Genomic DNA, 13,082 nt, shown 5'->3' on the forward strand with positions numbered 1-13,082 from the left:
GATCTCGGGACTGTGATCTCGAGGCTGTGATCTCGGCGGGCCAGGGCGCTCACGCCTTGCCTGGCCGCCGCTCGGCAGGGCCCGAATGCGCTGCCGCCGCACGCAGGCCCGGCCGCGGCCCGTGGTGGTAGACCACCCCGGGACGCAGGCCGCCGGTCGCGGCGAACATCTCGGGGACGGTGACCAGGACGTAGCCTCGGGCCTTCAGCGCCTGGATGAGGTGAGGGACAGCCGGCGGGGTGGTCGCGTACCGGTCGTGCAGGACGACGATCGCGCCGGATCGCACACGGGCCAGCACGCGCCGCTCGATGAGGCGGGAGTCGTGGTACTTCCAGTCCTGCGAGCTGACGTTCCACATCACCACCGACAGGCCTTCCGCACCGGCTGCCGCACGCACCTTGGCGTTCCACGCTCCGAAGGGCGGCCTGAACAGGGTCGGCCGGTGCCCTGTGACGGAGGCGATCTGCGCCGCCGCGGTCCCCAGCTCGTAGTCGATCCGGGCGGGCGTGAGGCGGGTGAGGTGGGGGTGGGTGACCGTGTGGTCGCCGATCGCGTCGCCGTCCCGCTGCTCCCTCCGGACATCGGCCCGGTACCGCAGAGCGTGCGGTCCGATCAGGAAGAACGTGGCCACGGCGTGCTGGCGCTCGAGCGTGCCGAGCACGGCCGCCGTGTATTCGGTCGGTCCGTCGTCAAGGGTCAGCGCGACACACCTGACGACCCGGCAGTCGACGACGGGAGCCGGCGCGCCGGCGCCGAACCGGGCGGCCCCGTGCGACAGCGCAGCGCCCGGCGACGACGGCGGGCCCGGCACGGCCGCGAACGCGCCCGGGCCGGCCGTGGCCGCGACCGTCACCAGCAGCACCGCGCCGGCGATCGACGCGACCCTGCGGCGGATGTTCGTCATGATGCCGGCCACCTTGTGTCTGACGGGACGGGTGCCCTGGTCGGACAACGTCCCGGAGTGTTACGCGCCTGCCGGGAGCGGGCCGAGGACGCCCTTGATTCCCACTCTGCTCTCAACGGGGTGCTTCTTCAGCCGTCGCGGGCGGCCGGCGTGTGCACCCAGGTCACTCCCGCCCCCGTACCGCCATCTCCGCGAGCAGCGACCAGTCCTCCTGGGGAAGCGTCGCGTTGACGATGCGCGGCGTCTGGGCGAGATACGGCGGCAGGGTCCGCTGCGCCTCGCGGAAATGCTGGGAACGGACGTGTGCGGCGCCCGCCTCGTCGTCGCGGAACGCCTCGACGAGCACGTACTCGGTCGGGTCGTCGAGGCTGCGGGACCAGTCGAACCACAGGCAGCCCGGTTCGGCACGGGTCGCCTCGGTGAACGCGGCCGAGATCTGCGGCCATTGGTCGGCGTGCTCCGGCAGCACCCGGAACTTCGCGGTGATGAAGATCATTCCAAGCTCCTCGAAGACTTTCGTGTCGCGTGCGTCCACGGCCCGCGTGCCTCCATGGTCCGTGCGGGCCGCCGCCCGCGAGGCGGCCGACGCGCCGAGGGCGTCCGGACAGGGCGGTGTCCGGGGCCGGCCCCGGCTCACGAGCCGGGGCCGTCGAACTCGTCGGGGTCGAACTGGTCGAGGAGGAAGTCGACCGGTGCGAGGCGCGGGACGGCCGACGTGCCGTCGTGCAGAACCTGTTCCGCCCAGATGACCTTGCCGCGGGGTGTGTACCGCGTCCCCCACCGCTGGGCGAACTGCGCCACCAGGAACAGCCCCCGCCCGCCCTCGTCCGTGGTCGCCGCCCGCCGCAGGCGCGGCGAGGTGCCGCTGCCGTCCGAGACCTCGCAGATCAGACAGCGTCCGTGCAGCAGCCGCACGCCCACCGGCGGTGAGCCGTACCGGATCGCGTTCGTGACCAGTTCGCTGACGATCAGCTCCGTGGCGAATCCGGCCTCCTCCAGCCCCCACGTCCGCAACGCCTCCCTGCACCACGCGCGCACCGAGGGAACCAGCGCGGGGTCCGACGGCACGTCCCACTCGGCCACGCGCGCCGGCGGGAACGCGCGGGTACGCGCCGCGAGCAGCGCGATGTCGTCGCTGGAGTGCGACGGCTTCAGCGCGTCGATCACCGCCTGGCACGTCTCGTCCGGGGTGCGGTCCCCGGACCCCTCCAGCGCACGGCGCAGCCGCTCCATCCCGACGTCGATGTCCTGGGCGCGGTCCTCCACCAGGCCGTCGGTGTACAGCACCAGCTGGGACCCCTCCGGCAGGGACAGCTCGGCGGTCTCGAACGGATAGCCGCCCAGACCGAGGGGTGCCGACGCCGGCACCCCGGCGCAGCCCACGGTTCCGTCCGGGCGCACCACCACCGGTTCCGGGTGTCCCGCACGGGCCATGGTGCAGGTCTCCACCACCGGGTCGTAGACCGCGTAGAGGCAGGTCGCCCCGGTCACGCCCACACCCTCGTGTTCTCCCGCGGCATCACCCGCGCGCTCCTCGTCGTCCATGCGGACGACCAGGTCGTCGAGGTTGCCGAGCACCTCGTCCACGGGCAGGTCCAGGACGGCGAAGTTGTGCACCGCGGTGCGCAGCCGGCCCATCGTCGCCGCCGCGTGCAGGCCGCGCCCGACGACGTCGCCCATCACCAGGGCCACCCGGGCCCCCGGGAGCGGGATGACGTCGAACCAGTCCCCGCCCACTCCCGCCTCCGCGGGCAGGTACCGCCAGGCCACCTCCAGGGCGTCCTGGTCCGGCTGCCCGCGCGGCAGCAGACTGCGCTGGAGCGTCACCGCCATCGCGTGCTCCCGGGTGAACCTCCGCGCGTTGTCGATGGCCACCGCCGCCCGTACGGCCAGTTCCTCCGCGAAGGCGAGGTCTTCCGGCTCGAACGCCGGGGACCCCGCAGTCCGGTAGAAGCTCACCACCCCCAGCGCCACGTGCCGCGGCCGCAGCGGCACGGTGACCAGCGACCGCAGCCCGCTCTCCAGGGCCGTCCGGGAGCGCTCCGGATCCTGCTCCCGCCAGCCGTGGGCCTGCCGCAGGTCCGCCTCCAGCACGCCCCGTCCCTCCTGGAGCGTCCGCATCTGCGGGCTCCGGGCGGAGAAGGTGACCACTTCGCCCAGCGGATGCACCGGGATCTTCCGCTGCGCGCCGCCGATCGCCGCCCGGCGCAGTTGCCGCCAGCCCTCGGCGGTCGGCTCCCACCCCCGCAGCACGGCGTCGAGCAGATCCACCGTCACCAGGTCGGCGAACTGCGGCGCCGCCACCTCGGCCAGCTCCTGCGCCGTACGCTCCACGTCCAGCGTCGTGCCGATCCTCACCCCCGCCTCGTACAGCAGGTCCAGCCGCTCCCGCGCGACCTCGGCGCGGCCCGAGACCGCCGCCAGTTCCGTCGTGTCCCGCAGGGTCACCACGCTGCCTCCCCGGCCGTCCCGCGGATACGTCGGCCGTTTGTTCACCGCCAGCAACCGGTTCCCCGCGCGGTACACCTCGTCGGTGACCGCCTCCGGCGACGACAGCAGGCGCATGACCGGCTCCGGCAGTCCCAGCTCCTCCGCCGGGCGCCCCTGCACGTCCTCCGGCAGCCCGAGCAGCCGGGCCGCCTCGTCGTTCGCCAGCAGCAGCCGACCGTCGTCATCGGTGATCAGCACGCCCTCCCGCACCGCGTGCAGGACCGCGTCGTGGTGCTCGTACAACCGCGCCAGCTCCACCGGGGACAGACCGCGGGTGTGCCGCCGCAGCCGCCGCGACACCAGCGTCGTGCCGGTCGTGGCCAGCGCCAGCGCGGCCACGCCGCTGCCCAGGATGATCGGCAGCTGCGGCAGCCACAGTGCGGCGACGTTCCTGACCGTGAGCCCGGCGGAGACCAGGCCGACCACCGTGCCGCGCGGGTCGGTCACCGGGACCACGGCCTGCACGTCCGTCCCCCTGCCCGCGGGCAGCGGCGGCCCGCCGGCCTGCTCGACGACGGTACGGCCCCGCACCGCGGGCGCGATGGTGCCGACGAACTTCTTCCCGATCTCCCCCGGGTAGGGGTACGTGTAGCGAATCCCCGTCGTGCTCATGACGATGACGAAATCCATGCCCGCGCGCTTGCGCGCCGCCTCGGCCCGCGGCTGGAGCACCGCCGACGGGTCCCGGCTCCGCAGCGCGGCGGCCGTGCCCGGCGCGCTCGCGAAGGACTGGGCCGCGATCACCGACTCCCGCCGCCCCTGCTGCAGGGCGTCACGCGCCGCCTGGAGGATCATGCCCACCACCGTGGCCACGACCAGCAGGACCACGATGACGACCTGGAGGAGGAACACCTGACCGGCCGCACTGCGCATGTCCAGCAGGGAAGCGCTGCGTTCACGCGGGCGGCCCAGGGGCGGATGTCGTTCCGGGGTCCGAGGACGCCCGGAAAATACCTCCATACACCCTTGATAACACCACTGTGGGACAGCCGTACGCCGCGGCGCGGCGCTCCTGGGGGCTGCTAGGGAATGGCCAGCTCGGCCCAGATGGTTTTCCCGGACGCGGTGTAGCGCGTGCCCCAGCGCTGGGACATCTGGGCGACGAGGAAGAGGCCGCGGCCACCCTCGTCGTCCCGGCGCGCCCGCCGCAGGTGGGGTGCCGTGTGCGCGTTGTCGGACACCTCGCACAGCAGGCAGCGGTCCCTGATCAGCCGCAGGACGACGGGCCCGGTGGCGTACCGGATGCTGTTGGTGACCAGCTCGCTCACCACGAGCGCCGCGCCGAAGGACAGTTCGGACAGGCCCCAGTCCGCCAACTGGCGCTCGGTGCCCGTGCGGGCCCGCGCCACCATGGCCGGGTCCGGCGGCAGCTCCAGGTCCGCCACGCGGTCGTCGCCGAGCCGCCGGGTGCGCACGAGCAGCAGCGTGGCGTCGTCGGACTGCGGACCGGGCGGCCGGGCGGTGAGCGCGCGGTCGCACAGTTCCTCCAGCGGGCACCGCTGCCAGGTGAGCACCTGGGCCAGGCGGTCGATGCCGGTGTCGATGTCGGTGTGCCGGTCCTCCACGACCCCGTCGGTGAACAACGCCACCACGCTGCCGCTGGACAGACTCAGCTCGACGTTCTCGTAGGGCAGGCCGCCCAGCCCGAGCGGCGGTCCCGGCGCCAGCGCCGACAAGGCCACCGAGCCGCTCGCATCGGCCACGATCGGCGGGGGATGGCCCGCGCTCGCCCACACGCACCGGCCGCTGACCGGGTCGTAGATCGCGTACAGGCAGGTCACCCCGAGCGTCTCGTCGCCCAGCCCGTCGTCGGCGTCGGAGTCCGAGTCCTGCGCGACCAGGCCGTCCAGCCGGGTGAGCAGCTCGGCCGGGTCCAGGTCCAGCAGGGCCAGGGTCCGTACGGTGGCGCGCAGCCGGCCCATGGTCGCGGCCGCGTGCACCCCGTGGCCCACCACGTCGCCGACGGTCAGGCCCACCCTGGCGCCGGACAGCGGGATCAGGTCGAACCAGTCGCCGCCCACCCCCACGCGGCTGTCGGCGGGCAGGTAGCGGTACGCCACGTCGACCGCGCTCTGCTCGGGCAGGTGCCGGGGCAGCAGGCTGCGCTGGAGTACCAGGGCCGCCGCGTGCTGGCTGGTGTACCGGCGGGCGTTGTCGATGCCGACGGCGGCCCGCTCGGCCAGTTCCACCGCGAGCGTCTGCTCCTCGGGCCCGAAGCGGTCGGGGTTGCTGCTGCGCCGGAAGGTGGCGAGGCCCAGCACCGCGTTGCGGGTGAGCAGCGGGACGAAGAGGCAGCAGCGCGAGGCGGCCGGTCCCGTCCCGTCCGGTGTCCCGGACGGATCGGTGGAGACGACGGGGCGGCTGGTGGCCAGGCTCTGCGCCTGCGGCGACGAAGGCGGGTAGGAGACGGGAGTGGTCCGGAACTCCTCCGGCGTCCGGCCGTGCATCCGCAGCAGGCCGTGCCCCGGCGCCGAGCCCGTGGGCGGCTGCCGGCCCTCGATGACCGCCGGCGGCAGGTCCACCAGCACCTCGTCGGCCAGCTGCGGTACCGCCACGTCCGCGAGCTCGGCGGCCGTACGGCGCACGTCCAGCGAGGCGCCGATGCGCTTGCCCGCCCGTACGAGCAGCGACAGCCGTTCCTGGGCGCGGTAGCGGTCGGTGATGTCCAGGGACTCCTCGAAGACACCCAGCAGTTCGCCCCGGGCGTCCACCAGCCGGTGGTACGAGCAGGACCAGACGTGCTCGCGCACCGGGTCGGCGGGGGCGCGCCCGCGGTAGTGCATGCCCATGATCGGCTCGCCCGTCGTCAGCACGTGCTCCATGATCTGGTCCTCGTCCGGAGGGTGGTGGCGGGAGATGAACTCGCCCTCCGGGAAGAGATCCGCGGCCGGCCGGCCGATGTACTGGGCGATCCCCGCAAGCTCCAGATCGGTGGAGACGTTGCCCCAGACGACGCGCATGTCGGTGTCGAAGATGGTCAGGCCCACGGCGGACTCGGTCGTCAGCCCCTGGAGCATCGCCAGCTGCGCCTCCCAGCCGCGCAGCGCGTCCAGGTCGGCCGCGACCACGACGGTCGCGGCGGCGCCCCGGTGCGCGAGCGGGCTGAAGGTCACGGCCGCGCGCAGGGTCCGTCCGTCCCGGCGGCACAGGTCCACGACGGTGCTGCGGGGCCCGTGCCCCTTGCAGAGCTTGCACAGGGTGGACAGCCGCTGACCGGGGGCCGCCGCCAGCAGCCGGGCGGCCGGCTGCCCGAGCACGTCCTCGGGGGAATGCCCGAGCATGTGCTGGGCCGAGGATCCCCATCCGGAAACGCGGCCTTCGGCGTCCAGTACCGCGGCGGCGGCCTTGGAGAGGTCCAGCGGACTGTGGAAATCGACGTTGGCGGCATGCGGAAAACGATCCATGGCACCGCTTCCCTCCGTGCTCCCTCAGCATCCCGTGCCGGGCTGCGGACGACAACCGCACGCGCGACGGGCCCGGCGCACCGGGGCCGTCGCGGACCTCCGGTGCGCCGAGCCGCCCCGTGGGGCCGGTGCCGTGGCGGGCCGGTCAGCCGGTCTTCTTCCACTGCGGCCACTGCTCCAGCGCGGTGGTGACGCGTTCCGTCAGGGGCGGGACGGTCTTCGTCGCCTGTTCGTAGGCGGCGACCAGGTCTTGCAGCATCCTCGTGTTGCGCCGCACGTCGTCGGTGTCCGAGTCGAGCACGGACGTGCACTCGCGGGCCGCGTCCCGGCCCTTGGCCAGCAGAGCGGCCCACGCGCGGCCCAGCACGGGGTCGGGGACGCCCAGATGGCGCCGGGCGGTGGCCGTGTCGCGGGCGAGGCCGGCACAGATGGGGCGCAGGCTGTCACCGTCCACGGCACCGGTCGTGGCGTCCGTCGACTCCTTGAACCACGTCGCGAACGCGGTGTAGCGAGCGGTCACGGCGACGATGTCTGCCTGGCCGCTCGTCTTGAACCAGGCCAGCAGCTGGAAGCCGCGCACGCGAGCGTCGGTGCCGGCGGCCGGTGGACGGGCGGGCACCGCCAGGGCCGTGCCGGGGCCGGTCACCGAACGCACGGCCACGACGGACGACACCACGGCCAGGACCGCGACGGCGCCCACGGCGGCGCGGGTCGGCCAGGACCGCCGTACGTCCTCCGCGGGCGTGGAACGTCCCGGGGCGCGGGGGACCCGGGACAAGATCGCGGCGGCCAGGACGGCCCCGAACGTCGCCGGTGCCGTCGTCGCCACCAGGAGGCCGGTCAGCGACCAGGACGCCCCGGGCAGCCAGTGGCAGGTGTCGCCCATGACCCGCAGCGGCCCCAGGCAGCCGTCGGCGGACTGGAGCAGGAACTGCCCCGCCAGCGCCAGGACCTGGGCGATGCCGGCCGCGGTCAGGGCGCGGGGCAGCCGGTGGGCGCGGGTGGTGACGGCGACGACGGCCGCCGTCACCGTCACGCCGGCCCACAGGGCGACGGTCCGCCACCACAGGGAGACGACACCGAAGGCCGTGCCCCGCTCGCCGAGCGGAGGGCGCCAGGAGTGGACGTACGCCATCGTCACCGCGACCGCGGCGACCCCGAGCACGCCCCCGGCGAGGCCGGCCAGGAGCGTGGACCGCAGCCCCGTCGCCCGTGGCCGCCTGAGCAGCAGTACGGCCGGGTACGCCCACAGCACCACCGCGGCCGCCGCGACCACCGGGGTCGAGCCCGCGACGCTCAGGCTCGTGAGGACCGAGGCGATCCAGGGCAGCACCGCCGCGTACTGCTCCCGCGTCCCCCACGGGCCGGGGAACATCTGGCGGATGTCCTGCTCCAGACCGCCCGCCTGGTACAGGTCCCCGGCCAGCCACAGCTTGCCCGCCCCCAGCCACCAGCTCAGACCGGCCGCCGCCACCACACTTCCCGCGACGGCCGCGACCAGTACCGCCGTGCGCAGCGCGCGCCGCGTGCCCGGGGTGTCCCGCAGGGCCAGCCGGGCGCACCGGGCCAGCCAGCAGACGTAGGCCACGCCGCCGAGGAACGGGAAGAGCAGGGGTTCCGGATGTGCGGGCCACCAGCCCGGGCCGATGCTCGGTCCGGACAGCAACTCCCCGCAGACCAGGCCCAGTCCGAGCACCGCGCCGGCCCGCACACCCGAGGGGCCCGGAACGCCCCGGTGCGCGGCGTACAGGGCCGCGCGCCAGACCGAGACCGCCAGGAGGGCCGCCGCCGGGCCCCCGACGACCCAGGCGGCGGGAAGCGCGTCCCACTGGTCGCCGAGCGCGTTGCCGGCGACCAGGGTCACCGCCCCGAGCAGGAACAACGGCACGTCCGTCAGCGCGAACAGGGCCGCCGGGTCCTCCAGCGCGCGCCGCCGCTCCGCCCAGGACGGGTGACTGCGCCACAACGCCGGGACGCTCCGCGCCGGGCGGCCCCGTGCCCCGGCTCCCTCGGCCCGCGCCCGCCAGACCCCGGGATCGGCGCCCAGCGCCACGGCCCCCCGGTCGGCGTACAGCTCGCGGTGGCGCAGGGTGTCGGCGCGGGCCAGGACGACCAGCAGGAACAGGAACCCGGCGGTCGCGATCTCCCGGACCATGTACGGCCGGGAGGCGGGCCAGAAGACGGCGTCGGCGCCCATGAACCAGCCGGACTGCGCCGCGACGAGGCTTCCGCCGAGCACCAGGGTGAACGGGACGGCGGCCAGGACGAGGAAGGCCCGCCACAGTGCCGTCACGGCGTACGCGATGTCCACGTCCCGGTGGCGCAGATGGGCCAGTTCGTGCAGGAGCACCGCCTGGAACCGGGCCGGGTCGGAGCGCCGGACGTGCAGCAGGCCGTTGTCGAGGCAGAGCGTGCGCCTGCCCGCCCGGCCGAAGACGACGGCGCCGGCGCCGAAAGCCGTCAGGTCGACCACCAGGTCGGGCAGGGCGCGCACGCCGGCGACCGCGGCCAGCCGGGCGATCTCGGCCCGGATCTCGCCCCGCGGGTCCCGGCCGTGCAGCGGCACCAGACCGTGCCGCCGCCGCCTGAGGAGCGGCAGCAGCAGGTACACGGCCGCGGCCACCAGCAGGACGACGGCACTGCCGGCCAGGCCGTACCACTCCGGCGTCACGGGGGCGCCCTTGGCGCACTCCCTGATCGCCTCCGCGTGGGCGCTGCTCCGCGTCACGTTGTCGATGACGTTGCCGCCCGGGTCGTAGCCCGCCGCGAACTCGCAGAGGAACGCGACGTCGCGGGCGGGGTACGGCCGCAGGAGACCGGTCAGCATCTCGACCGTGGCCGCCGCCATGGCGACGACGAGGACGAGGAAGCGCAAGGAGGTCCCGGCGGGCAGCACGCCCGGGTCGGGGGCCGCCGGCGCCGGCGGGCGGGGTGCGGCCGCCTGCGTGACTCCGCTCACCGGACCGCCCCGTCCTCCTGACGGCCCTCGCCCTCGTCCGGCTCGTCCGGCTGGTCGTCGCCCGGGTCCTCCGCGCCGGCCAGGGCCAGCCGTGCGACGACGCTGTCCGCGAGGCCGTCGGCGTCCGCGAAGCCGCGCCGGGCCGCCTCCTCGCGCACCCGCCGTCGTACCGAGGCAAGTTGCGCGGGGGAGAGGTGCGGCACCTCGGGCGCGGCGGCCGGGCGGCGGGCGGACGGGCGCAGCCGTCCGAGGGCGGCCGCGGCCCGGTTCACCAGCCGCCCGGTGCCTTCCGCGACGGCGGCGCGGCACGCCTCGTCGACCGCCAGCAGGACCACGGGTGTGACCACGGCCGTGACGGTGTCGAGACCGAAGCCCAGCGGGTCGGACCGCCGGCCGGAGGACGCCTGCCGGATCCGCCGCACCACCAGGCCGTAGTCCAGGCCCGCCAGGTCGTCGGCCAGCGGCCGTTCGTCCGGCGCGTGCCGGTCGACGACGTCCCGCACCACATCCAGCACGGTCGCACGCATGCGCCCGCTCCTTCCCCCGTCCGTTCCCCTCGCGCACCCGTACCCGGGCGCGCTGTTCGGGTCCTTCCCGCCGCGGCATGCCGTACGCCTGCCGGAACCGCCGGTTCACGGGACCCCCGGGCAGGTACGGTACCGACCGGCCACGGTGGCTCGGAACGGCCCCGGAGTTCAGCCGCCGTCCAGTTCCTGCTCGCACCAGATCGTCTTGCCCCGCCGTCCGAACCGGGTGCCCCAGCGGGCGGCGAGCCGGGCGACGAGGGCCAGCCCCCGGCCGCCCTCGTCGATGGCGCGGGCGTTGCGCAGGTGGGGTGCGGTGCTGCTGCCGTCGGACACCTCGCAGATCAGGGTCCGGTCGCGGATCATGCGCAGCCGGATCGGCGGGCTCCCGTACCGGATGGCGTTGGTGACCAGTTCGCTGACGATCAGCGCGGTCGCGAAGGCCACGTCCGCCAACCCCCAGGCCGCGAGCTGGTGTTCGGCGAGCCGGCGGGCGGTGCCGACGACGGCCGGGTCCTTGGGCAGCGTCCACTCGGCGAGCCGGTCCTCCGCCAGGCCGCGGGTGCGGGCGAGCAGCAGAACGGCGTCGTCCTCGCCTTGGCCGGGCAGCAGGGCGTACACCGCGTCGTCGGCGAGGCGGCTCAGGGGGCGGCCGGGATGGCTCAGGACGCGCAGCAGGGTCTGCCGGGCGTTCGCCGCCGCGCGCACGAGACCGTTGGTGTACAGCGCCAGCAGGCTGCCGTCGGGCAGTTCGACGCGCACCGCCTCGTACTCGCAGCGCCCCGTGCCGAGCAGCGGGCCGGCGGGCGGTTCGAGGACCAGGGGGTCGCCGAGCGCGCCGAGGGCCACCGGGGGCGCGTGCCCCGCGCTGGCGGCCGTACAGGCGCGGGTCACCGGGTCGAACACCGCGTACAGGCAGGAGGCCGTGACCGGCCCGCCCGCGTCCCGCGTCAGCGCGGCGGTGGTCTCGTCGAGGCAGGTGAGCAGTTCCTCCGGCGCCAGGTCCCGGACCGCGAGGGTCGTCAGCGCGGTGCGCAACTGCCCCATGGCGGCGGCCACTTCGATGCCGCTGCCGGTGACGTCGCCGACGGTCAGGGCCACCCGGCTGCCGGAGAGGGGGATGACGTCGTACCAGTCCCCGCCGCCGCCCCGGGTGCCGGGCAGGTGGAGGGCGGCGGTGTCGACCGCGGTCAGCCGCGGCGGGGTGCGGGGCAGCAGATGGCGTTGCAGGCCGGTCGCGATGGTGCGCTCGCGGGCGTAGCTGCGGGCGTTGTCGATGCTGAGCGCCGTGCGCTGGGCGAGCTGCTCGGCCAGGCAGAGGTCGTCCTCGTCGTAGGGCCGAGGGTCGCGGTGGCGGTAGAAGCAGACGACCCCGAGGACGGTGCGGCGCACCACCAGCGGGGTGATCAGGAGCGAGTGCACGCCCGCGTCGGTCAGCAGCCGGGCCCGCTCGGGGTCGGTGGCCAGCCACGGTTCGTCCGGCGTCAGGTGCGTGACGAGCCGGGGTGAGGCGTCCTGCAGGCTCCGGCTGAAGGGCGTGGGGAAGGGAAAGGTGTCCAGTGTGCCCGAGGGGCCCTGCCGCGCGGGGTCGCTCACCGAGCGGAAGGCGACCCGGCGCAGCGGTACGTCCGCGTCGACCGGGCCCGCGGACAGCGCGGCGCCGCGCACGGCCTCGTCCACCACGTCCACCGAGACCGCGTCCGCGAACCGGCCCACCACCACCTCGGCCAGCGCGTCCGCCGTGTCACGCACGTCCAGGCTGGTCCCGATGGCGTGATGGGCGTCGTGCAGGATGTCCAGCCGGTCCGCCGCGTGCTGCGGCGCGGAGACGTCCTCCACGACGGCGACGCCCAGGACGGGCCCGTCACCCGGGCGGACCCGGAAGACCGACACCGAGAGCACCGTCTCCCGGCCCGGGTCACCAGGGGGCCGGCCGCGGATCAGGCGGCCTCGCACGCGCGCCTCTCCCGCGAGCACCTGACGGGCGAGCGAGAGCAGTTCCGGATCGTGGAAGCCCTCCGCGATCTCGTCGAGCCGCCGCCCGAGCACCGCGTCGCCGGGCAGTCCGCGCACCGCGCGCCCCGCGGTGTTGTAGCGCACGATCCGCACCTGTTCGTCGAACACGTACAGCCCCATGGGGGCCTGGGTGAACAACGCCTCCAGCACGGCGGCCGACAGGTCCTCGCTGTCGTACGGCGACGACATCGCCGGTCCTAGGGCCTGTCTGGCACTGCGCGTCCGCCGCGCGACGCCCCGCACGCTCCCCGACTGCCTCTCCGGGGTGGGAGGTGCCCGACCGTGCGGTGAGCGGGGAGGACGTCCGGCGAGTCGGGCGGGGGAGAGTACAGAGGGCCGGGCGCGGATCGGGAGGAGACCGGCGCGCGGGTCTGCGGGCCCGCGGCGGGACCCCGCTCGGCGAGGGGCGGACAGCGGCGCATCACTGGTCCCTTCGGCGTCGGCACCGGGCTCTTGCTCGAAACCCTGGCGGACGGACCGGACGGCAGCCATCGGGGCGGGCCGGGCGGGTGACGGCACAGGGCCGCGGGGCGTGTCCGGGCAGTGCGGGCGGGGCAGGCCGCTGACCTCGGCCGGGCAGCGGAATACGCGCGGGGGCGACCCTGTTGCAGCGGTGTAGTTGAAACGTCAACCTCTTGGAGGGGAGGACGGATGCAGTTCGGCATCTTCACCGTCGGTGACGTGACCCTCGACCCCACCACGGGCCGTACGCCGACCGAGCGCGAGCGGATCAAGGCCATGGTCGCCATCGCGCTGAAGGCCGAGGAGGTCGGTCTGGACGTCTT

At 74.9% G+C, this 13,082-nt stretch carries 7 protein-coding genes and 1 pseudogene; 1 reads left to right on the forward strand and 7 read right to left on the reverse strand.

The genetic code is table 11. The features are described from left to right. Positions 1 to 49 precede the first annotated feature (49 nt). The 7 genes from AB0947_RS39175 to AB0947_RS39205 form a co-directional block, all read right to left on the reverse strand. Positions 50 to 904 carry a polysaccharide deacetylase family protein gene (locus AB0947_RS39175; RefSeq protein WP_366755158.1) on the reverse strand — a complete coding sequence of 285 codons (855 nt, stop codon included), beginning with the start codon at positions 902 to 904 and terminating at the stop codon, positions 50 to 52. 163 nt (positions 905 to 1,067) lie between these two features. Next, on the reverse strand, positions 1,068 to 1,400 hold the full coding sequence (locus AB0947_RS39180) for a putative quinol monooxygenase (RefSeq protein ID WP_366755159.1): 333 nt from the start codon (positions 1,398 to 1,400) through the stop codon (positions 1,068 to 1,070). Between the two features lie 137 nt (positions 1,401 to 1,537). Further along, positions 1,538 to 4,267, reverse strand: a complete 2,730-nt coding sequence (locus tag AB0947_RS39185; RefSeq protein ID WP_366755160.1) for a SpoIIE family protein phosphatase — start codon at positions 4,265 to 4,267, stop codon at positions 1,538 to 1,540. Positions 4,268 to 4,416: 149 nt separating this feature from the next. Beyond that, a complete protein-coding gene (locus AB0947_RS39190) occupies positions 4,417 to 6,798 on the reverse strand; it encodes a SpoIIE family protein phosphatase (RefSeq protein ID WP_366755161.1) in 2,382 nt (793 codons plus the stop codon). A gap of 145 nt (positions 6,799 to 6,943) precedes the next feature. Next, positions 6,944 to 9,757, reverse strand: a complete 2,814-nt coding sequence (locus tag AB0947_RS39195; RefSeq protein ID WP_366755162.1) for a M48 family metalloprotease — start codon at positions 9,755 to 9,757, stop codon at positions 6,944 to 6,946. After that, the gene (locus AB0947_RS39200) at positions 9,754 to 10,284 is read right to left on the reverse strand and encodes a hypothetical protein (protein WP_366755163.1); all 531 of its coding nucleotides are present in this window, start codon (positions 10,282 to 10,284) and stop codon (positions 9,754 to 9,756) included. Before AB0947_RS39200 ends, AB0947_RS39195 begins: the two co-directional genes overlap by 4 nt. A 168-nt stretch (positions 10,285 to 10,452) precedes the next feature. After that, positions 10,453 to 12,486 (reverse strand): SpoIIE family protein phosphatase, encoded by a 2,034-nt coding sequence (locus tag AB0947_RS39205; RefSeq protein ID WP_366755164.1) that lies wholly within the window; start codon positions 12,484 to 12,486, stop codon positions 10,453 to 10,455. A gap of 462 nt (positions 12,487 to 12,948) precedes the next feature. Between AB0947_RS39205 and AB0947_RS39210 the strand changes: the two are divergent. Continuing rightward, a pseudogene (locus AB0947_RS39210) lies at positions 12,949 to 13,082 on the forward strand (5,10-methylene tetrahydromethanopterin reductase); the annotation flags it as partial.

The sequence above is a fragment of the Streptomyces sp. NPDC047841 genome (assembly GCF_040704085.1).
In the GTDB taxonomy this organism is placed as follows: Bacteria; Actinomycetota; Actinomycetes; order Streptomycetales; family Streptomycetaceae; genus Streptomyces; species Streptomyces argyrophylli.